General features: G+C 71.2%; 16 protein-coding genes and 1 pseudogene. 10 read left to right on the plus strand and 7 right to left on the minus strand.

Annotation, left to right across the window (positions count from 1 at the left end):
* Positions 1-103 precede the first annotated feature (103 nt).
* The gene (locus tag ACFYX4_RS03600; RefSeq protein WP_389325138.1) at positions 104-1,045 is read left to right on the plus strand and encodes an SMP-30/gluconolactonase/LRE family protein; all 942 of its coding nucleotides are present in this window, start codon (positions 104-106) and stop codon (positions 1,043-1,045) included.
* A 110-nt stretch (positions 1,046-1,155) separates the two neighbouring features.
* Positions 1,156-1,605, plus strand: a complete 450-nt coding sequence (locus tag ACFYX4_RS03605; protein ID WP_389325141.1) for an excalibur calcium-binding domain-containing protein — start codon at positions 1,156-1,158, stop codon at positions 1,603-1,605.
* Between the two features lie 26 nt (positions 1,606-1,631).
* On the opposite strand, the gene ACFYX4_RS03610 is transcribed toward ACFYX4_RS03605, so the two are convergent.
* The 3 genes from ACFYX4_RS03610 to ACFYX4_RS03620 form a co-directional block, all read right to left on the minus strand.
* Positions 1,632-1,937 carry a hypothetical protein gene (locus ACFYX4_RS03610; protein ID WP_389325144.1) on the minus strand — a complete coding sequence of 102 codons (306 nt, stop codon included), beginning with the start codon at positions 1,935-1,937 and terminating at the stop codon, positions 1,632-1,634.
* Positions 1,938-2,326: 389 nt separating this feature from the next.
* Positions 2,327-5,074, minus strand: coding sequence for a pyruvate, phosphate dikinase (gene ppdK / locus ACFYX4_RS03615; RefSeq protein ID WP_389325147.1), 2,748 nt, complete (start codon positions 5,072-5,074; stop codon positions 2,327-2,329).
* Positions 5,075-5,516: 442 nt separating this feature from the next.
* Positions 5,517-6,737, minus strand: a complete 1,221-nt coding sequence (locus ACFYX4_RS03620; RefSeq protein WP_389325150.1) for an ROK family protein — start codon at positions 6,735-6,737, stop codon at positions 5,517-5,519.
* Positions 6,738-6,857: 120 nt separating this feature from the next.
* Here ACFYX4_RS03620 and ACFYX4_RS03625 point away from each other — a divergent pair, with 120 nt between their 5' ends.
* The 3 genes from ACFYX4_RS03625 to ACFYX4_RS03635 all read left to right on the plus strand — a co-directional run bounded on the left by ACFYX4_RS03625 (position 6,858) and on the right by ACFYX4_RS03635 (position 12,397).
* Positions 6,858-8,351 (plus strand): hypothetical protein, encoded by a 1,494-nt coding sequence (locus ACFYX4_RS03625; RefSeq protein ID WP_389325153.1) that lies wholly within the window; start codon positions 6,858-6,860, stop codon positions 8,349-8,351.
* Positions 8,348-10,285: a glycogen debranching N-terminal domain-containing protein gene (locus tag ACFYX4_RS03630; RefSeq protein ID WP_389325156.1), complete on the plus strand. Its 1,938-nt coding sequence runs from the start codon at positions 8,348-8,350 to the stop codon at positions 10,283-10,285. Before ACFYX4_RS03625 ends, ACFYX4_RS03630 begins: the two co-directional genes overlap by 4 nt.
* Positions 10,286-10,438: 153 nt before the next feature.
* Positions 10,439-12,397, plus strand: coding sequence for a CDP-alcohol phosphatidyltransferase (locus ACFYX4_RS03635; protein WP_389325159.1), 1,959 nt, complete (start codon positions 10,439-10,441; stop codon positions 12,395-12,397).
* A gap of 34 nt (positions 12,398-12,431) precedes the next feature.
* Here the strand turns inward: ACFYX4_RS03635 and dusB are convergent, their stop codons facing one another.
* Entirely contained in the window at positions 12,432-13,682 is a 1,251-nt protein-coding gene (dusB, locus tag ACFYX4_RS03640) for a tRNA dihydrouridine synthase DusB (RefSeq protein WP_389325162.1), read from the minus strand.
* A 65-nt stretch (positions 13,683-13,747) separates the two neighbouring features.
* Between dusB and ACFYX4_RS03645 the strand changes: the two genes are divergently transcribed.
* The 3 genes and pseudogenes from ACFYX4_RS03645 to ACFYX4_RS03655 all read left to right on the plus strand — a co-directional run bounded on the left by ACFYX4_RS03645 (position 13,748) and on the right by ACFYX4_RS03655 (position 15,727).
* Positions 13,748-15,199: an MFS transporter gene (locus ACFYX4_RS03645; protein ID WP_389325165.1), complete on the plus strand. Its 1,452-nt coding sequence runs from the start codon at positions 13,748-13,750 to the stop codon at positions 15,197-15,199.
* 1 nt (position 15,200) lies between these two features.
* Positions 15,201-15,401: pseudogene (locus tag ACFYX4_RS03650) on the plus strand (MFS transporter); the annotation flags it as partial.
* A 110-nt stretch (positions 15,402-15,511) separates the two neighbouring features.
* Positions 15,512-15,727, plus strand: a complete 216-nt coding sequence (locus tag ACFYX4_RS03655) for a hypothetical protein (RefSeq protein WP_389325168.1) — start codon at positions 15,512-15,514, stop codon at positions 15,725-15,727.
* On the opposite strand, the gene ACFYX4_RS03660 is transcribed toward ACFYX4_RS03655, so the two are convergent.
* Together ACFYX4_RS03660 and ACFYX4_RS03665 are read right to left on the minus strand one after the other, a co-directional pair.
* Positions 15,724-16,320 carry a TetR family transcriptional regulator gene (locus ACFYX4_RS03660; RefSeq protein ID WP_389325171.1) on the minus strand — a complete coding sequence of 199 codons (597 nt, stop codon included), beginning with the start codon at positions 16,318-16,320 and terminating at the stop codon, positions 15,724-15,726. The two genes, ACFYX4_RS03655 and ACFYX4_RS03660, sit on opposite strands and share 4 nt — an antisense overlap.
* Before the next feature lie 25 nt (positions 16,321-16,345).
* Entirely contained in the window at positions 16,346-17,359 is a 1,014-nt protein-coding gene (locus tag ACFYX4_RS03665) for an aldo/keto reductase (protein ID WP_389325174.1), read from the minus strand.
* 212 nt (positions 17,360-17,571) lie between these two features.
* Between ACFYX4_RS03665 and ACFYX4_RS03670 the strand changes: the two genes are divergently transcribed.
* Positions 17,572-18,684 (plus strand): endonuclease/exonuclease/phosphatase family protein, encoded by a 1,113-nt coding sequence (locus ACFYX4_RS03670; RefSeq protein WP_389325177.1) that lies wholly within the window; start codon positions 17,572-17,574, stop codon positions 18,682-18,684.
* An 81-nt stretch (positions 18,685-18,765) separates the two neighbouring features.
* Here the strand turns inward: ACFYX4_RS03670 and ACFYX4_RS03675 are convergent, their stop codons facing one another.
* Complete coding sequence (locus ACFYX4_RS03675; RefSeq protein ID WP_389325181.1) at positions 18,766-20,148, minus strand: glycine--tRNA ligase; 1,383 nt, start codon at positions 20,146-20,148, stop codon at positions 18,766-18,768.
* 196 nt (positions 20,149-20,344) lie between these two features.
* On the opposite strand from ACFYX4_RS03675, the gene ACFYX4_RS03680 reads away from it, so the two are divergent.
* The gene (locus ACFYX4_RS03680) at positions 20,345-21,298 is read left to right on the plus strand and encodes a metal ABC transporter substrate-binding protein (protein WP_389325184.1); all 954 of its coding nucleotides are present in this window, start codon (positions 20,345-20,347) and stop codon (positions 21,296-21,298) included.
* Positions 21,299-21,313 lie beyond the last annotated feature (15 nt).

Raw genomic sequence — 21,313 nt, forward strand, 5'->3', positions numbered from 1 at the left:
GCGAACGAAGTTCACAGCGGAAGCAGAGCCGCACCCCCGTGCGGTCACAGCCCAGGGCGCCGCGCATCGCCGCCCGCACCCCCGACTTCCCGGAGGACCGACCATGACTCCCGACCCGTCCCGCCGCACCGTCCTCGGCGGAGCCGCCCTCGCCGCCCTCACCCTGGCGGCCACGACGACCCCGGCCGAGGCCAAGTCCCGTACTCCTCAGCACACTTGGCCGACGGTGTTCCCCCTCCCCAATGGCTGGCTCCCCGAGGGCATCGCCATCGGCAGCAGGCCGTTCGCCTACATGGGCTCCCGCGCCAACGGCGGGATCTACCGCACCGACCTGCGCACCGGCGAGGGCGAGATCCTCCACCCCGGCGGCCCCGGCGAGCTGTCCATCGGCCTGAAGCTGGACCGCGACGGGCTGCTCTACGTCGCCGGCAACACCGGGGTGGCCCGGGTCATCGACTCCCGCACCGCGGAAGTCCTGGCCACCCACCGCCTCACCGACCCCACCGGCCACTTCATCAACGACGTCGCCCTCCTCGGCGACCGTGCCTGGTTCACCGACTCCCGGGACGCGGTGCTGTACGGCGTCCCGCGAGGCCGCCCCGGCGCGATCCGCGCCCTCCCGCTCACCGGCGACTGGGTCCAACTCCCCGGCGTCAACAACGCCAACGGCATCGTCGGCGCGCCGGACGGCCGCAGCCTGATCGTCGTGAAGAGCACGCCGGGCGAGCTGTACAACGTCGACCTCAGGACGGGCCACGCCACGAGGATCACCCTGACCGGCGCGGCCGACGTCGTCAACGGCGACGGTCTCTACCGCATCGGCCGCACCCTGTACGTCGTCCAGAACCGCCTCAACCTGATCAGCGTCTGGTCCCTGGACCGCAGGGCCACCACCGCGACCCTGACCCGCACGATCACCTCCCCCCACTTCGACGTCCCCACCACGGCGGCCCGCTACGGCAACCGCCTCTACCTGGTCAACGCCCGCTTCACCAGCCCCCAGACCCCGGAAACGACGTTCACGGCGGTAGCCGTACCCCTGTAACTTCCCCCGCTGTTCACAGAACCATCACAACTAGGCCACACGTACTTCACTTCACCCGTTGCCGTCATACCGTCGTCCCCTCAAGCACCAGCCCTGGGGGGACGACGCTCATGACCAACCCGTACACCTACACACCCACCGCACCCCGCTGGGCCCGCAAGCGCTACGTCCTGCCGGCCCTGGCGCTGTCCCTGCTCATCGGCGTGGGCATCGGCAACAGCGAGGACCCGAAGACGACGGAGGCGAAGCCGCTCTCCGCCACCCCGCAGCCGACGGTGACCGTCACGACGACGGCGACACAACAGCCGGCGCCGGCCCCGACGGTGACAGCAACGGAAACGGTGAAGGTCCAGGTAACCGAAACGGTCACCGCACCGGCGGCAGCGGCAAACGAGGACACCACGTCAGACACCTACACCGACCCCTCGGACGACTCCGCCGACGTCTACTACGCCAACTGCAGCGCGGCCCGAGCCGCAGGAGCGGCCCCCCTCCACACCGGAGACCCCGGCTACGCCCCCCACCTCGACCGAGACGGCGACGGCTCAGCCTGCGAGTGACCTTGCCAAGCTGATGGCCCGACAACTCAGGCCACCAGTGCGCTGCCGTCTTCGGTGAAGTAGAATAGGAAGGTCCAGGGCCTATCGGCAGAATCGATCAGACCTCCGCGCACCGGCCGGCCATGCTCGCGGAGGAGTTGCACCATTCGTTCCAGCCCGAGGAGTTCCACTCCGTGCATCCGCATGCGCCGGAGTCGGCGCGCAAAGACCCCGGCATGTTGCTCTGCGGGATGCGCTGTGTCCCACACTTGGTAGGTGGCACCGCTGCGGAGGGCGGCCAGAGCAGCCGCGGACAACTCGTCGCCACCGGCGGCCAACAGCTTCTCCAGCACAGGTCTTTCCATGGTCACCCCCACCGGGATCCTGCGGTACGGCAGCCAGGAACCGCAACCACGGCAATCGCCCTGGGCCACAGCTGACATCAACGGCACCGGACGCCGGCGCACATCAGCGACTCCGTCCGGCCGTCGCACCGGTCGTCGCCCGCAGTCCGAATAGGCGCACGCCAGTGAGACGCCGTTCAGCCCGGTCAGCGGCCTCAGATTGAGAGGCGCCGCCGAGGAAACGCCAGAGGGCGACACCCCCGCACAGGGTGTCGCCCTCCTCTTGCGTGCCGGAGCCGTCCCGATCGGTGCTGAGGGTCGGGGACCGAGGCGGCTCCGGGGTTCGGTGGGGTCGGTGGCCCCGCGAGGTCAGGGACCGGTGAGGTCCTGAAACCGTGTCAGCGGTGGTCGCTGCCCGTTGACTGGGTCGCCGCTCGGCCCGCTTCCAGGCGGGCCACCGGGATGCGGAACGGGGAGCAGGAGACGTAGTCCAGGCCGACCTCGTGGAAGAAGTGGACCGACTCCGGGTCGCCGCCGTGCTCGCCGCAGACGCCGAGCTTGAGGTCGGGGCGGGTGGCGCGGCCGGCCTCGGCGGCCAGCTTCACCAGGGAGCCGACGCCGTCCTTGTCGATCGTCTCGAACGGGCTGACGCCGAAGATGCCCTTCTCCAGGTAGGCCGTGAAGAAGGAGGCCTCGACGTCGTCGCGGCTGAAGCCCCACACCGTCTGGGTGAGGTCGTTCGTGCCGAAGGAGAAGAACTCCGCCGCCTCGGCGATCTGACCGGCGGTCAGGGCGGCCCGCGGGAGTTCGATCATCGTGCCGATCGACAGCTTCAGCGCCACGCCCGTCGCCGCCTCGACCTCCGCGATGACGGCGTCGGCCTCCTCGCGGACGATCTCCAGCTCCTGGACCGTGCCGACGAGCGGGATCATGATCTCGGCGCGCGGGTCGCCCTTGGCGTTCTTGCGCTCCGCCGCCGCCTCGGCGATGGCGCGGACCTGCATCGTGAACAGGCCGGGGATGACCAGGCCCAGGCGTACGCCGCGCAGGCCCAGCATCGGGTTCTGCTCGTGCAGGCGGTGGACGGCCTGGAGCAGGCGCAGCTCGTTCTCGTGGGGCTCCTGGCGGGACTCCGCCAGGGCCACGCGGACCGACAGCTCGGTGATGTCGGGGAGGAACTCGTGCAGCGGCGGGTCCAGGAGACGGACCGTCACCGGGAGGCCGTCCATCGCGGAGAACAGCTCGACGAAGTCCTGCTTCTGGAGCGGGAGGAGCGCCTTCAGGGACTCCTCGCGCTCGGTCTCCGTGTCCGCCAGGATCAGGCGCTCGACCAGCTCGCGGCGGTCGCCGAGGAACATGTGCTCCGTACGGCACAGGCCGATGCCCTGGGCACCGAAGCGGCGGGCGCGCAGCGCGTCCTCGGCGTTGTCCGCGTTGGCGCGGACGCGGAGGCGGCGCTTGCGGTCCGCGAAGGCCATGATGCGGTGGACGGCCTCGACCAGCTCGTCGGCGTCCTGGGCGCCCGCGTGCATCCGGCCCTCGAAGTACTCCACGACCGGGGACGGGACGACCGGGACCTCGCCCAGGTAGACCTTGCCGGAGGAGCCGTCGATGGAGATGACGTCGCCCTCCTCGACCACATGGCCGCCAGGGACGGTCATCCGGCGGCGCTTGGTGTCGACCTCCAGCTCCTCCGCGCCGCACACGCAGGTCTTGCCCATGCCGCGGGCGACGACGGCCGCGTGGGAGGTCTTGCCGCCGCGCGAGGTCAGGATGCCCTCGGCCGCGATCATGCCGTCGAGGTCGTCGGGGTTGGTCTCACGGCGGACCAGGATGACCTTCTCGCCCGAACGCGACCACTTCACGGCCGTGTACGAGTCGAAGACGGCCTTGCCGACCGCCGCGCCCGGGGAGGCGGCGATGCCCCGGCCGACCTGCGCCACCTTGGCGTCCTCGTCGAAGCGGGGGAACATCAGCTGGGCGAGCTGGGCGCCCGTGACCCGCTGGAGCGCCTCGGCCTCGTCGATGAGCCCCTGGTCCACCAGCTGCGTGGCGATACGGAAGGCCGCGCCCGCCGTGCGCTTGCCGACGCGGGTCTGGAGCATCCACAGCTGGCCGCGCTCGATGGTGAACTCGATGTCGCAGAGATCCTTGTAGTGGTTCTCCAGGGTCTCCATGATCCGCATCAGCTGGTCGTACGACTTCTTGTCGATCGACTCCAGCTCCGCGAGGGGGACCGTGTTGCGGATGCCCGCCACGACGTCCTCGCCCTGCGCGTTCTGGAGGTAGTCGCCGTAGACGCCCTGGTGGCCGGAGGCGGGGTCGCGGGTGAACGCGACGCCCGTGCCCGAGTCGGGGCCCAGGTTGCCGAAGACCATGGAACAGATGTTGACCGCGGTGCCGAGGTCGCCGGGGATGCGCTCCTGACGCCGGTACAGCTTGGCCCGGTCGCCGTTCCAGGAGTCGAAGACGGCCTTGATGGCGAGGTCCATCTGCTCGCGCGGGTCCTGCGGGAAGTCCCGGCCGGCCTCGGTCTTGACGATCTTCTTGAACTTGGTGACGAGCCTCTTGAGGTCGGCCGCCTCCAGCTCGGTGTCGACGACGACCTTCTTGGCCGCCTTCGCCGCCTCCAGCGCGTCCTCGAAGAGCTCGCCGTCGACGCCGAGGACGGTCTTGCCGAACATCTGGATGAGACGGCGGTAGGAGTCCCAGGCGAAGCGGTCGTCGCCGGCCTGCTTGGCCAGGCCCTGGACCGACTTGTCGGAGAGACCGATGTTGAGGACGGTGTCCATCATTCCCGGCATCGAGAACTTCGCGCCCGAGCGGACCGAGACGAGGAGCGGGTCGTCGGCCTGGCCGAGCTTCTTGCCCATCTTCTCCTCGAGGGCGACGAGATGAGCGCTCACCTCGTCACGCAGTGCCGTCGGCTCCTCGCCGCTGTCGAGGTAGACCTTGCAGGCCTCGGTGGTGATCGTGAAGCCGGGCGGGACCGGCAGACCCAGGTTGGTCATCTCGGCGAGGTTCGCGCCCTTGCCGCCGAGGAGGTCCTTGAGGTCCTTGTTGCCCTCGGTGAAGTCGTAGACGAACTTCACGCCCTCAACGCTCGCGGCCTGATCGGCTACCGGGAGATCTTTGTTTTCCGACACGGGTCTCGACTCCTCGAGGACGCGGTGGCTGCCCTGACGGCCAGGAACATACCCAGATCGAAGGCTTCTGGGTACGTCCACTTGCGCGTCGTGCGCGCGTAACCAGCCGTCCGCCAGGGGATCGAAAGTCAAGGCTGGGCAAGCGTTCAGCAGTCGATGTTTTCACTTCTTGAACGCAAGCATCGTTCCGGGCTCTAGTTTACGCTCATTTGAGCAGCGAGCGCCACGTCTGATTTCGATCGATGAACGATCAAGAGGTGGCACTCAGTGCCACCCTTTGAGGAAGTGCAGTCGCTCATGATCCGCTCATCTGAGCGCTACCCCTATCAAGGGTGGCGAGAATCACGCTGTCACGAGCGGCCCTGTTTCACCATCCGGACGACGTCACACCCCCCGCGCCGGGCGATGTCACACCCCCCGGCCCCGTCACGCGCCAGGGCCGTCACACCCCCAGCGCCGCCAGCCGTTCCTCCACCCGCTCCGGCGCGTACAAGTGCTCCACGACCAGCGCACCCGCGCCCACCAGCCCCGCCCGCTCCCCCAGCCGTGAGGTCACCACGTCCAGGCCGGCCGTCGAGCGCGGCAGCGCCCGCTGGTAGAGCAGCTCCCGCACGCCGGTGAGGAAAGGCGTCCCGGCGAGATCCCCGGCGATCATCAGCACGCCCGGGTTGAGCAGGGTCACGACCGTCGCCAGCACGTCCCCCACCTGCCGCCCCGCCTCCCGGGCCAGCGCCGCCGCCGTGGGATGCCCGGCGGCCAGCAGATCGCGCACGTCCGAGCCCGAGGCCGCCGGGATCCCGGTCTCCGCCAGCTTCCGCGCCACCGCGCCGCCGCTGGCGACGGCCGCGAGACAGCCGTACGCCCCGCAGCGGCACAGCGCCTCCGTGCCGACCCGGATGTGCCCGATGTCGCCGGCGCCGCCGTCCACGCCGCGGAAGATCGTGCCGCCCACCACCACCCCGGCCCCGATCCCGGTCGACACCTTGACCAGCACGAACGCCGAGCAGTCCGGGTGTCCGGTGCGCTGTTCGCCGTACGCCATGAGGTTGGCGTCGTTGTCGACGAGGACCGGGACCGGCGGTGCGCCCGTGTGGTCGGTGAACGCCCCGGCGAGGCGACCGCGTATGTCGTAGCCGTCCCAGCCGGGCATGATCGGCGGCTGGACGACCCGGCCGCTGTCGCTGTCCACCGGGCCGGGGACGGCGAGTCCGACGCCGCACACCTCGCCCGCGCGGCGGCCCGCCTTCTCCAGGAGTTCGGCGAACCAGCGGCCCAGTTCGCCGAGGACGGCGTCCGGGCCGTCCTCGACCAGCAGCGGGCCGCCGTGCTCGGCGAGGATCTCGCCGGTCAGGGAGAGGACGGCGGCGCGCGCGTGCCGGGTGTCCAGGTCGGCGGCGAGGACCACGGCGTGGGCGTCGTCGAACTCCAGGGTGATGGAGGGACGGCCGCCGAGCGGGGAGTCGACGGGGCCGCCGGCGCCCTCGCGCAGCCAGCCCGCGCGGAAGAGACGGTCCAGGCGCTGGCCGACGGTGGCCCGGGACAGACCGGTGGCCTGCTGGAGGGCGCCGCGTGTCGTCGCCCGCCCGGCGCGCACCAGCGCGAGCAGGTCTCCGGCGCCGGCCTGAGCGCCGCTCCTGCCCGTCCGTCCCGGCTGTCCGGTCATGCGCACCCCCTTGTGTTTCCCAACCCTGCATTACATATTGGGTTTTGCGTGTTAAATAGACGTAACCCTACGGTAGCCGCTGCCGAACCGACCGGCAGCAACGTCTTCGGGGAGCCCCGAGTGGATCGCACCACGCAGCTCGTCGCCCGGCCGGCGGAGTCCTCCGCCGTATACGATCCCGCCCCCGCGGCCGGATCGCTGCACCTCAGGGCGGTGGAGGTGCTGGAGGGCAACTGGACGGGAACCTCGACGGTCCCCTCGCGCAGGCTGTACCCGCACCAGTGGTCCTGGGACTCCGCGTTCGTCGCGATCGGGCTGCGGCACGTCTCGCCGCTGCGGGCGCAGACGGAGCTGGAGACGCTGCTGGACGCCCAGTGGGGTGACGGGCGGATCCCGCACATCGTGTTCAACCCCTCCGTGCCGCTCGACGCGTACTTCCCGAGCCCCGACTTCTGGCGTTCCTCGGCCGCGGGACGCGCCGCGGGCGCCCCGCGCACCGTACAGACCTCGGGCATCGTGCAGCCACCGGTGCACGCCCTCGCCGCCTGGCTGGTGCACCGCGCCGACCCGGGGCTGTCGCGGGCGCGCGGCTTCCTCGCCCGCGCGTATCCCCGGCTGGCCGCCTGGCACCGGTATCTGCTGCACCGGCGGGACCTGGGCGGGGGCGGGCTGGCGTCCGTCGTCCACCCGTGGGAGCAGGGGATGGACAACGCCCCCTCGTGGGACGCGCCGCTGGCCCGGATCACCCCGGCCCCGGCCCGCTCCTTCCGGCGCGCCGACCTGGACCACGGGGCGGCCGAGGACCGGCCGACGGATCTGGACTACGGGCGGTACGTGCGGCTGGCGACGGAGTACCGGGACGGCGGCTACGCCGACGGCGGCGGCGACTTCGCCGTCGAGGACCCCTCGTTCAACGCCCTGCTCATCGCCTCCGAGCACGCCCTCGCCCGGATCGCGCACGAGTTGGGCGCGACGGGCGCCGCCCGGCACGCGCGCGCGGAACGGCTGACGGCGGCGCTCGTCGCCCGGCTGTGGGACCCGGCCGAGGGGATCTTCCTCTGCCGGGACGTGCGCGGCGGGGGCCTGATCGAGGAGCGCGGGGTGTCCGGGCTGGTCCCGCTGCTCCTGCCGGGCCTTCCGCGCGAGGTGGTCGACGCCGTCGTCCGCACCCTGCGCGGCCCGCACTTCGGGGTGGGCGCCGCCACCCGACTGGTCCCGAGCTACGACCTGCTCGGCGAGGCCTTCGACCCGCACCGCTACTGGCGCGGTCCGGCCTGGTTCAACACCGGCTGGCTGCTGGAGCGGGGGCTGCGCGTCCATGGTGAGCGGGCCCTCGCGGACGGGCTGCGCGCGGCCTCGCTGGAGGCCGCGGGCGCCTCCGACTTCGCGGAGTACGTCGACCCGTACACCGGCGAGGCCTGCGGGGCGACCGGCTTCAGCTGGACCGCCGCGCTCACCCTCGACCTGCTGCACGACACGGAGGGCCTGCACGGCGACGAGAACGCGAGGCACGCCGGCGACGCCGGAGACGAACCGCACGACACCGAAAGCGTCAGGCGCGACACCGAGAACGCCAGGGACGACACCGTGCTCAAGGGAGGGGACCGGGGATGACGGACCGGCATCATCTGCTCGTGTACGGCGGGACGTTCGCCGCCGTCGGGGACCGCGGGGACATCAGCGGCGTGCGCGGCGCCGGGCCTCCGGACGGGCTGTTCGTCCGGGACGCGCGGCACCTCAGCCGCTGGCAGCTCACGCTCGACGGGGCCGTGCCGGAGGCGCTGGTCCCGGTCGCGGACGGGGACGCCGCGCGCTGCGTCCTCGTCCCGCGCGGCGGCCGGGCCGAACCGCCGTCCTGCGCGCTCTTCCGCGAACAGGCCGTCGGGGACAGCTCGTTCGTGGAGGCGCTGCGGGTCGTCAGCAACCGTCCCGTTCCGCTGACGGTCCGTCTGGCGCTCACCGTGGACGCCGACTTCACCGACCAGTTCGAACTGCGCTCCGACCACCGCACCTACGCCAAGACCGGAGCCGTCCGCCGCCGCCAAGTCCTCGACGACGGCGTCGAGTTCACCTATCAGCGGGGCGAGTGGCGGTCCGTCACCACGGTGAGCGCCGAACCCGCCCCGGACGCCGTGGAGGAGACCGGCACCGGCGCCCGCCGCCTGGTGTGGACGCTGGAGTTGGAGCCGCACGGCTCGGCCGAGCTGACCCTGCGGGCGATGGCCCGTCCGCACGGCGAGCGGCGGGCCCTGCGGGTGCCCAGCTCACCGGCCGCGATGACCGCCGAACTGCTGGCGCGGGAAGGCGAGTTCGTGGAGGGCGTGGCCTTCCCGACCGGCTGGCCCGAGCTCGCCGCCGCCTGTGCGCGGGGGCTCGCGGACCTGGCCGCGCTCCAGGTCCAGGCGACCGGCCCGGACGGCGAGGAACTGCGCGTCCCGGCGGCGGGCGCGCCCTGGTTCCTGACCCTGCTGGGCCGGGACGCCCTGCTCACCTCGCTGTTCGTCCTCCCCTACCGCCCCCGCCCGGCCGCCGCGACCCTCCTGGCCCTCGCCGCGACCCAGGCGACCGAGACCGGCCCGGAGTCGGTCGCCCAGCCCGGCAAGATCGTCCACGAGGTGCGGCACGGGGAGCTGGCCCACTTCCGCCAGGTCCCCTACGGCCGCTACTACGGCTCCGTGGACGCCACCCCGCTCTTCCTCGTGCTGCTGGGCGCGTACGCCGAGCGGACCGGCGACACGGATCTCGCCCGCCGGCTGGAGCCGCACGCCCGCGCCGCCGTCGGCTGGATGCTCGACCACGGCGGCCTCACCTCGCGCGGCTATCTGGTCTACCGCGCCGACCAGGGCGGTCTGGCCAACCAGAACTGGAAGGACTCCCCCGGCGCCATCTGCTCCGCCGACGGCGCCCGCGCGAGCGGCCCGGTGACGGCGGCGGGCGCCCAGGGCTACGCGTACGACGCGCTGCGCCGCACGGCGTGGCTGGCGCGCGCGGTGTGGCGGGACGAGACCTACGCGGCGCTGCTGGAGCAGGCCGCCGCCGATCTGCGCGACCGTTTCCAGCGGGACTTCTGGATGCCGGAGCGCTCCTTCCCGGCGCTCGCGCTGGACGGCGCGGGCCGCCAGGTCGACGCGCTCGCCTCGGACGCCGGGCACCTGCTCTGGTCCGGGCTGCTGGACAAGGAGTACGGGGAGGCCGTCGGCCGGCGGCTGCTGGAGCCGGACTTCTTCTCCGGCTGGGGCGTGCGCACCCTGGCCGCGGGGCAGCCGGCGTACCACCCGCTGTCGTACCACCGCGGTTCGGTCTGGCCGCACGACAACGCGCTGATCGCGCTGGGCCTGGCCCGCTACGGCCTGCACGACGAGGCCCGCGCGGTCGCCCACGGCCTGGTCGACGCGGCGACCGCGACCGGGCACCGGCTGCCCGAGGTCCTCGCGGGGTACGGCCGTGACACCCACGCCGAGCCGGTGCCGTACCCTCACGCGTGCGTACGGGAATCCCGCTCGGCCGCGGCTCCGTTGGCGCTGCTCACGGCGGTGGGCGGGGCCTGACGGGGTACTTGGCCGGGCATTTGCACGGTGTTTGCCGACCGCTGGCCGAGCGGGGTGAACACCGGCCCGGAGCAAGCCGTACGAAAAGGTGGCGGATCCGATCCCCCTGTCGGATCCGCCGATCCACCCGGCTTCGTACGGAAGGACCCTCGGGTGCCCGCCTCCACACGCTCCCGCCACCTGCCCGACCCGAAGGATCCTGGGAACGCCGGGCCTTCCGACAGCTCCGGCAGCACCGGCAGCTCCGGCGACGCCGAGAACCCCGAGACCAGCCCTGAGAACCCGGTGGACGTCGAGGGCGTCGGGGAGGTCCCCGAGACCGTCCCTGAGGACCCGGAGAAGGCCCCCGAGGGCCCGGAGAAGGTCCTTGAGCAGGACCCTGGGGAGGTCCCTGAGAACGCGGAGGCCGCCCCCGAGCCCCCCGCCCGTGCCTCCCTCAAGGCCCGTCTCGCCTACCGCCGCGCCTGGCGGGGCCGGCATCCGCGTGCCGCCGAGGCGCTGTGGTGGACGGCGACCGCGCTGTCCGTGGTGCTCGTGCTCGGGGCCATGCTGCTGCCCAACCAGCTCCAGCTGCTGCGCACGGACCAGTTCCTGCGGCTGCCCGGCGAGGCGATCATCGCGGCGGCCCTGCTGCTGGCGCTGCCGGCCAGGCCCCGCAAGGCGGTCGCCGTCACCGGCGGGGTGATCCTCGGGACGCTGACCGTGCTGAACCTGCTGGACATGGGGTTCGCCGAGTACCTCGGCCGCGGCTTCAACCCGATCCTGGACTGGGGCCTGCTCGACGACGCCCAGTCGTACATCGAGGACTCGATGGGCGAGGCGACAGCCGTCGGCGCGGCGATCGGCCTGGTGGCGCTGATCGTGGGGCTGTTCGCCGTCATGGCGCTGGCCGTGCTCCGGCTGAGCGGCGTGCTGGCGCGCCACCGGCAGACCGCGACCCGCGCCACCCTGGCCGCGGGCACGGTGTGGATGACCTGCTCCGCCCTCGGGCTCCAGTACGCCGGGGAGCCGATCGCCCTCGACCGCGCCGCGACCGCCCTCACCGGCAAGGCCGCGGAGGTGCGCAAGACCCTGCGGGACGAGGCCGAGTTCGCGAAGGAGACCCGTGTCGACGCCTTCGGCAACACGCCCGGCGACCAGCTCGTGCCCGATCTGCGCGGCAAGGACGTGATCTTCGCGTTCATCGAGAGCTACGGCCGCGTCGCCCTGACGGACCCGGAGATATCGCCCGGCGTCGACCGGGCGCTGGACGCCGGCCAGCAGGCGCTGACGGCGGCCGGTTACCGGGCCAAGAGCGGCTGGATGACCTCGTCGACGTTCGGCGGCGGCAGCTGGCTCGGGCACTCCACCACGATGTCGGGCCTGTGGATCGACAACCAGCAGCGCTACCGCACGGTGATGAGCAGCGACCACCTGAGCCTGACCAAGGCCTTCCAGAAGACCGGCGCGTGGGACACGGTCGGGGTCATGCCGGGTGTGCAGAAGGCGTGGCCGGAGCAGAAGTACTACGGGCTGGACAAGGTCTACAACGCCTTCCAACTGGGTTATCAGGGGCCGGCGTTCAGCTGGTCGACCATGCCCGACCAGTACGCCCTGGAGTCGTTCCAGCGTCTGGAGCACGGCAGGGACCGCGCCAAGCCGCTGATGGCGGAGATCATCCTGACCTCCAGCCACCAGCCGTGGGCCCCGGTGCCGGAGATGGTCGACTGGAAGGACGTCGGCGACGGTTCGGTCTTCGAGAGCGTCGAGAAGAAGGGGCAGAAGGCGGCCGACGTCATCAACGACTCCGACAAGTCCCGTGTGGCGTACGGCAAGTCGGTCGAGTACTCGGTGACCGCCCTCACGCAGTGGCTGGAGCGCTACGGCACCGACGACACCGTCCTCGTCTTCCTCGGCGACCACCAGCCGATCACCCGGGTCACCGGGAACACCGCCGTCCGGGACGTGCCGGTCACCATCGTCGCGAAGGACCCGAAGATGCTCGACAAGATCGCCGACTGGAAGTGGACGGACGGGCTGAAGCCCGCGCCGGACGCCCCGGTGTGGAAGATGAGCTCGTTCCGGGACCGCTTCCTGACGGCGTACGGCTCGACGCCGCATCCAACGAATTGAAGCGGGGGGCGGGGAGGGCTGGGGCGGCGGTCGATCAGCCCCCGGAGGTGTCCAGTTCCGCGTCCTCGCCGACGCCGGCGCAGTCGTAGGGGTCCTTCAGCCAGCCGTCCGGCAGCACCACCCGGTTGTTGCCGGAGGTCCGGCCGCGGGGCCCGTCGGCGCCGGTCGGCCAGGGCTGGTCGAGGTCCAACTCGTCGAGTCCGGTGCGCAGTTCGGCCAGCGAGGAGGTGATCGCGAGCCGCTTGCGCATCTCGGAGCCGACGGCGAAGCCCTTCAGGTACCAGGCGACGTGCTTGCGGAAGTCGACGACGCCCTTGGTCTCGTCGCCGATCCACTCGCCGAGCAGGGCGGCGTGCCGGACCATGACGTCGGCGACCTCGCGCAGGGCGGGCCGGGCGAAGGCCGTACGCCCCTCGAAGGCCGCGACCAGGTCCGCGAACAGCCACGGCCGCCCCAGGCAGCCGCGTCCGACGACGACTCCGTCGCAGCCCGTCTCGCGCACCATCCGCAGCGCGTCCTCGGCGGACCAGATGTCGCCGTTGCCGAGGACGGGGATCTCCGGGACGTGCTCCTTCAGCCGGGCGATGGCGTCCCAGTCGGCGGTGCCGCCGTAGTGCTGGGCGGCCGTGCGGCCGTGCAGCGCGATGGCCGTGACGCCCTCCTCGACGGCGATGCGGCCGGCGTCGAGGTAGGTGATGTGGTCGTCGTCGATGCCCTTGCGCATCTTCATGGTGACGGGGAGGTCGCCGGCGCCGCTCACCGCCTCGCGCAGGATGGCCCGCAGCAGGTGACGCTTGTACGGGAGCGCGGAGCCGCCGCCCTTGCGCGTCACCTTGGGGACCGGGCAGCCGAAGTTCAGGTCGATGTGGTCGGCGAGGCCCTCCTCCGCGATCATGCGGACGGCCTTGCCGACGGTCGCCGGGTCCACGCCGTACAGCTGGATCGAGCGCGGCTTCTCGGTCGCGTCGAAGTGGATCAGCTGCATGGTCTTCTCGTTGCGTTCGACCAGCGCCCGGGTGGTGATCATCTCGCTCACGAACAGGCCCTTGCCCCCGCTGGCTCCATCCTTTGCTTCGCCTCCGGCGAAGGCTTCGCCTTCGGCGAAGTGCCTGCACAGGGTACGGAAGGGCGCGTTGGTGATCCCCGCCATGGGGGCCAGCACGACGGGCGGCTGGACGGAGTGCGGGCCGATCCGGAGCGTGGCGTTCTGGGCGGGCGCGGTCGGGGGCACGGCCGTGGGCACGGTCGGGTGCGCGGTCGTGGGCGTCGGCGCGGTCGTGGACATCCGCTCATTCTCTCTCACCGTGCGGCGTTGCGACGATATTCATTAGTTAGGCGTACTATGCATGCATGCCCGAGCTCAGCCACCGCCGACGCCTGCTCGTCCTCGCGATCTGCTGCATGAGCCTGCTGATCGTGAGCCTGGACAACACCGTCCTCAATGTCGCACTGCCCTCCATGGGGCGCGACCTGCACGCCTCCACCTCCGGTCTCCAGTGGACGATCGACGCCTACACGCTGGTCCTGGCCGCGCTGCTGATGCTCGCGGGCTCCACGGCGGACCGGATCGGCCGCCGGAAGGTCTTCCTGGCCGGACTGGTGCTGTTCTCGCTGGGGTCCCTGCTGTGCTCGCTCGCGCCGAGCCTGGAGCTGCTGGTCGCGGCGCGCATGGTGCAGGCGGTCGGCGGGTCGATGCTCAACCCGGTCGCCATGTCGATCATCACCAACACCTTCACCGACCCGCGCGAGCGCGCCCGTGCGATCGGCGCGTGGGGCGCGGTCGTCGGCATCTCGATGGCGGCGGGTCCGCTGGTGGGCGGGGTGCTGGTGGAGTCCGTCGGCTGGCGGTCCATCTTCTGGCTCAACCTGCCGGTCGGTCTCGCGGCCCTTCTGCTGACCCTGCGCTATGTCCCCGAGTCCCGCGCGCCCAAGGCCCGGCGGCCCGACCCGCTCGGGCAACTGCTCGTCATCGCGCTGTTCGGCGCGCTGACGTACGCGATCATCGAGGCGCCGACGGCCGGGCTCGGGACGGTCCTGCCGTTCGGGGCGGTCGCGCTGGCCGCGCTGGCGGGCCTGCTGTGGTACGAGCCGCGGCGCGACGAACCCCTCATCGACCTGCGCTTCTTCCGTTCGGCGCCGTTCAGCGGGGCCACGGTGATCGCGGTCTGCGCGTTCGCCGCGCTGGGCGGCTTCCTCTTCCTGTCGACGCTCTACCTCCAGAACGTGCGCGGTCTTGACGCCCTGCACGCCGGTCTGTGGATGCTGCCGATGGCTCTGCCGACGTTCCTGTGCGCGCCGCTGTCCGGGCGGCTCGTGGGCAGCACGGGGCCGCGGCTGCCGCTGGTGGTCGCCGGGGTCGCGATGACGGCGAGCGGGGTGCTGTTCGCCGCGTTCGACGCGGAGACGTCCGACGTCACCATGTTCCTGGGCTTCCTGCTGTTCGGCATCGGCTTCGGTTTCGTCAACGCGCCGATCACCAACACGGCGGTGTCGGGCATGCCCCGCAGCCAGGCGGGCGTCGCCGCCGCCGTCGCCTCCACCAGCCGCCAGCTGGGCCAGACCCTCGGCGTCGCCGTGATCGGCGCGCTGCTGGTCGCGGGCATCGGAAGCTCCTCGTACCGCGAGACGTTCGTGTCGGCCGCGGTGCCGGGGTGGTGGGTCCTGACGGCCTGCGGCCTGGCCGTCCTCACGGTCGGCGCAGCCACCACCGGCCCCTGGGCCCGCGGAACGGCCGAACGAACGGCGAAGCAACTGGACGCCGAGGAAATCAGGGAGGCGGTGGGGGCACCGGGGCGGGGGTGAAGCCGAAATCGGCGGCGGTGTGATGGTGGCCACTCAACGGGCCTCGCCGGCACTGGGCGTGGCCGCCCTGGGCACGCTGTTCCTGTCCCTGGCACCGGAGTCGGGGATGCGGAACGCGCTGATGACGACGCCGGCCGTGCAGCTCGGCGGGGTCGTCCCGACCGGCCCGCTGAGCCCGCGGCTGCCGCGCGGGGTGCGGTGAGGAAAGGCACAGCTCGGTCAACTCGGCGGTGTGCAGGCCCCGTTGAGGCCAGCCTTGTTGCAGACTCCTTGCCGTCCGGGGTCCGCCCACGACGGAACACTGGAGGCGTCATGCCGCAGACCACGACGAGCAAGGTGAGCCGCTGGGACCAGCACGGCCGCGAACACGTGGTCCACGTCCGCCGCACGGGAGTGCAGCGCACCCTGGACTGCGCCACCTGCGGCTGGCGCAGGGGCGCGCAGTTCCTGCCCTGGCTGAAGGCGGAGGAACACCTCACAGAGGCCCACCAGGCGACGGTGAACCCGGGCAACGGCGCGAGACCCTAACCCGATCGCAGCGCCCTCAGCAGCAGTTCCACCACGGCCTCGAAGTCGGGGTCGGCCTCCGGGCGTTGCCAGAGGCTGGCGTAGCCGGGGTCGTGGAAGCGGGCGGTGGCCTGGAAGACGGCTCGGGCGTCGGTCGCGGGATCGGCGGAAGCGAAGGTTCCGGAGGCGACGCCCGCCTCGATGATCGTGGTGAGCTGGCCGGTGAGGTCGGCGAGGTGTTCGCCGACCACCGCGCCGGTCTCGCCGGTGAGGACCAGGTAGGTGGCGAAGAGCTCGGGGTCGTCGCCCGCCTTGCGGCGCTTGGCCTCGAAGAGGGTCGCCAGCCAGGTGCGCAGCCGGGTCTCGGGGGCGCGGTCCTCGTCGGCGGCGATGCCGGCGAGCTCCCGCGAGGTGCGGTCCAGCCAGCGCTTGGTCACCGCCTCGCGCAGCGCCGCCTTGGTGCGGAAGTGGCGGTAGACGCTGCCGTGGCTGACGCCGAGCGCGCGGGCCACGTCCACCACGGTGGCCTTGGCGGGGCCGTGGCGGCGCAGCACCTCCTCGGTGGCTTCGAGGATGCGCTCGGCGGTCAGGGTCTCGGACGTCTGCGGTGCCATGCTCCGACCGTACCGGGAGGCCGGATCAGCGTTCGCTGTCGAGGTGCGCCATGGCGGCCGCCGCGTACCGGTCGCCGGCGGCGGCGTCGGCGGGCACGGCCGCCTCCATCGCCGTGAGGTCCGCCTCGTCCAGGACGACGTCCAGGGCGCCCAGCGACTCCGTGAGCCGCTCCCGGGTGCGGGCGCCGATCAGCGGGACGATGTCCTCGCCCCGGCCCAGCACCCAGGCGATGGCGATCTGGGCGACGGAGACGCCCTTCTGCTCGGCGATCTTCCGCAGGGACTCCACGAGGGTCAGGTTGTGCCGGAGGTTGTCCCCCTGGAAGCGGGGCGAGTGGGCGCGGAAGTCGTTCGCGGCGAGCTGCCGGTCGGCCGTGAAGTGCCCGGAGATGAGCCCCCGGGACAGCACTCCGTAGGCGGTGACGGAGATGCCCAGCTCACGGGTGGTCGGCAGGATCTCCCGCTCGATGCCGCGCGTGATCAGGCCGTACTCGATCTGGAGGTCGGCGATCGGCGCGGTGGCGGCGGCCCTGCGGATCGTCTCCGCGCCGACCTCGCTCAGGCCGATGTGGCGGACGTACCCCGTCTCGACGAGTTCGGCGATGGCGCCGACCGTCTCCTCGATCGGGACGTCCGGGTCGAGGCGGGCGATGCGGTAGACGTCGATGTGATCGACGCCGAGGCGCTGGAGGGAGTAGGAGGCGAAGTTCTTCACGGCGGCCGGGCGGCCGTCGTAGCCGGCCCAGCCGCCGTCCGGGTCGCGCAGGGCACCGAACTTGACGCTGGTCAGGGCCTGTTCGCGGTGGGCGGCGGGCGCGGTGCGCAGGGCTTCGCCGATGAGGAGTTCGTTGTGGCCCATGCCGTAGAAGTCGCCGGTGTCGAGCAGGGTCACGCCGGCCTCCAGGGCGGCGTGGATCGTGGCGATCGACTCGGTGCGGTCCGCGTCGCCGTACAGCGCCGACATGCCCATGCAGCCGAGGCCGAGGGCGGAGACGCGGGGGCCTGTCGTTCCGAGGGTGCGGGTCTGTGTCGTCGTCATGTCCTCCACCCTGACATGACAGCTGACAGATTTCAATATCTGTCAGCTGTCACCTCCGGCCTCGCCGCCGTCACCCGTCGTCCGTCGCCCGTGGCCCGTCCGGTCGACGGGCCGGGCTGCCCGAGGACAATGGAAGATGTCGGCGTGCAGTCACCCGGGCGGCGCCTGCCGTCGACCCGAGCGGCCCTTCCGCGCCGCCCGAGGAGGCCGCCATGAGCATCCGAATCGGCACGTTCAACATGGAGAACCTCTTCCGCAGGCCCACGGCCTTCCGGCTCCAGGACCCGGCCGAGCGCGCGGAGATCCTGGGCGACTTCGCCCAGCTGGTCGCGCTCCTCGACCTGCTCGCCTACGGAGACACGGAGAAGAAGGAGATCGCCCGGATCGTCAAGAAGCACCGGGCCTACGCGGTCGACCCCGAGGACCCGCCGCCGATCTTCATCAACCAGGCCCGGCCGGGCAAGGACTCAGGACTGTTCAGGACTTCGGGGTCGGGGAAGAACACCACCGTCGAGGTCACCGCCAAGGGCCGTGCCGCGTGGGCCGGTTGGGCCGAACTGGGGCAGGAGGACCTCGACCTGGACGTGGTGCGGAACACCGGCCGGGTGGTCTCGGAGGTCGACGCCGACATCCTGCTGGCCGTGGAGGTCGAGGACCGGCTCACCCTGGAGCGCTTCAACACACAGGTGCTGGCCGGAGCGCTCGGCCGCCGCCCGTACCCCTACAACCTGCTGATCGACGGCAACGACAGCCGGGGCATCGACATCGGGATCCTCAGTCGTCACCCGATCACGTCCGTCCGGTCGCACGTCTTCGACACCGATCCGGAACGCCCCGACGAGCGCCTCTTCAGCCGGGACTGCCCCGAGTTCCAGATCGGGCTGAACGGGACGCCTCTCGTGCTCCTGGGCAACCACCTCAAGAGCAAGTTCCGCGACGACCCCGAGCTGCGGCTGGCCCAGGCGAAGCGGGTCGCGGAAATCTACGGGACCGCGCTGGAGCGCACCCCGCACGTCGTGGTCGCCGGGGATCTCAACGACGCGCCGGACAGCGAAACGGCCGCGGTACTGCGGGACACCGGTCTGCGCGACGTGATGAGCCACCGCACCTATAGCGGACTGCCCGGCACCCACGGCGACTGCAAGAGGGAGCGGGACAAGCTGGACTACCTGCTGCTGCCTCCGCCGCTGTGGGACGAGGTGCAGCACGTCGGCCTGGAGACCCGGGGAATCTTCGCGGACGACATCAAGTCCTTCGACACTGTGACCTCGAAGGTCGACGCGGCGTCCGACCATGCCGCGCTCTTCGTCGACCTGGACCTGTGAGACGCCCGAACGCCGAGTTCCCCGCACCAGGCACGGGTACGGGGAACTCCGGCCGGCCGGACGCCGGCCCCGCGGGAAGTGCTAGCAGCCGATGAGCCGCGCCGCGAGGTAGCCCTCGATCTGGTCCAGCGACACGCGCTCCTGCTTCATGGAGTCACGCTCGCGCACCGTCACCGCGTTGTCCTCGAGCGTGTCGAAGTCGACGGTGACGCAGAACGGCGTGCCGATCTCGTCCTGGCGGCGGTAGCGGCGGCCGATCGCGCCGGCGTCGTCGAACTCGATGTTCCAGTGCTGGCGCAGCGCCTGGGCGAGGCCCTTGGCCTTCGGGGACAGCTCCGGGTTGCGGGAGAGCGGGAGCACCGCGACCTTCACCGGGGACAGCCGCGGGTCGAGGCGCAGCACCGTGCGCTTCTCCAGCTTGCCCTTGGCGTTGGGCGCCTCGTCCTCGACGTAGGCGTCCAGCAGGAAGGCGAGCATCGCGCGGCCGACACCGGCCGCCGGCTCGATGACGTACGGCGTCCAGCGCTCGCCGGCCTCCTGGTCGAAGAAGGAGAGATCCTGGCCGGAGGCCTTGGAGTGCGCGCCGAGGTCGTAGTCGGTGCGGTTGGCCACACCCTCCAGCTCGCCCCACTCGTTGCCGCCGAACTGGAAGCGGTACTCGATGTCAGCGGTGCGCTTGGAGTAGTGGGAGAGCTTCTCCTTCGGGTGCTCGAACCACCGCATGTTCTCCTCACGCAGGCCGAGACCGGTGTACCAGTTCCAGCGCTGCTCCATCCAGTATTCCTGCCACTGCTCGTCCTCGCCCGGCTTGACGAAGAACTCCATCTCCATCTGCTCGAACTCGCGGGTGCGGAAGATGAAGTTGCCGGGCGTGATCTCGTTGCGGAAGGACTTGCCCATCTGCGCGATGCCGAACGGCGGCTTGCGGCGCGAAGTGGTCTGCACCTGGGCGAAGTTGGTGAAGATGCCCTGGGCGGTCTCGGGGCGCAGGTAGGCGACGGAGCCGGAGTCCTGCGTCGGGCCGAGGTGGGTGGAGAGCAGACCCGAGAACTGCTTGGGCTCGGTGAAGGTGCCCTTGTTGCCGCAGTTCGGGCAGTTGAGGTCCGCCAGGCCGTTCTCCGGCAGGCGGTTGTGCTTGGCCTCGTACGCCTCCTCCAGGTGGTCCGCGCGGAACCGCTTGTGACAGGAGGTGCACTCGGTGAGCGGGTCGGTGAACGTGGCGACATGGCCGGAGGCGACCCAGACCTCGGGGGCAAGGATCACGGACGAGTCGATACCGACCACGTCCTCGCGCGACGTCACCATGTAGCGCCACCACTGGCGCTTCAGGTTCTCCTTGAGCTCGACACCCAGCGGTCCGTAGTCCCAGGCGGCGCGCTGGCCGCCGTAGATCTCACTACAGGGGAATACGAAGCCACGGCGCTTGCTCAGGCTGACGATGGTGTCGATCTTGTCGGCGGCCACGGTGCTCTCTTCATAACGACGACGGGCGACGAAGCGAGATGCTTCCAGCGAATGCTTCAGCGTACCGGCGAGGCCTCCCCCTCAACCAAATCGGTCCACCGCTCAGACCTCGCCCCGACTTTTGCCGCGGGCCTCGCCGCAGACCTTGCCGTAGGCTTGTTGACAACGGTTTCCATATTTGTTGAAAATGAGTGTCATGAACGTACGACGACTCATACCGGGCACCGCGGTCGCGGCGGCCACCGCGCTCGGCCTCGCCACCCTCTCGGCCTGCTCCGGCGCGAGCGCCGCCGGGAACACGGACAAGTTCGACGTCGTCGCGTCGTTCTACCCGATGGCCTTCCTCGCCGAGCGGATAGGCGGCGACCACGTGAAGGTCAGCAGCCTCACCGGGCCCGGCCAGGAGCCGCACGACCTGGAGCTCAGCACGCAGCAGCGCGTCCAGGTCGAAGAGACCGACGCGCTTCTGTACCTCAAGAACCTCCAGCCCGCCGTCGATGACGCGGTGGCCCAGTCCGAGGTCAAGACGAAGATCGACGCCGCGAAGCTCACCACGATGGAAGAGCACGGCAGCGAGGTCGGCGGCCACGCGGCCGAGCACGACCACGAGCACGGCGGCGAGGAGTCCGGACTCGACCCCCACATCTGGCTCGACCCGGTCAAGTACGCCGAGGTCGCCAAGGGCGTCGGCGCCGCCTTCGAGAAGGCCGACCCGGACCACGCGGCCGACTACAAGAAGAACACCGCCGCCCTGGTCTCCCAACTGGACGCCCTGAACACGAAGTTCAAGACGGGCCTCGCCGACACCCGGACCAAGGTGTTCATCACCACCCACGCCGCCTTCGGCTACCTCGCCGAGCGCTACGGCCTGACCGAGGAGGCCATCAGCGGCCTCGACCCCGAGTCGGAGCCGAGTGCCGCGCGGGTCAAGGAGCTTGAGAAGATGGCCAAGGCCGACGGCGTCTCGACCGTGTTCTACGAGACGCTCGTCAGCGACAAGACCGCCAAGACCGTCGCCAAGGACGCGGGCCTGAAGACGGACGTCCTCGACCCGATCGAGGGCATCACCGAGAAGTCCCGCGGCAAGGACTACTTCGCGGTCCAGGAAGCCAACCTCAAGGCGCTTCAGACGGCCCTGGGAACCAAGTGACCTTCACGGAGGGCG

The organism is Streptomyces sp. NPDC002328 (genome assembly GCF_042890065.1).
Classification (GTDB): domain Bacteria; phylum Actinomycetota; class Actinomycetes; order Streptomycetales; family Streptomycetaceae; genus Streptomyces.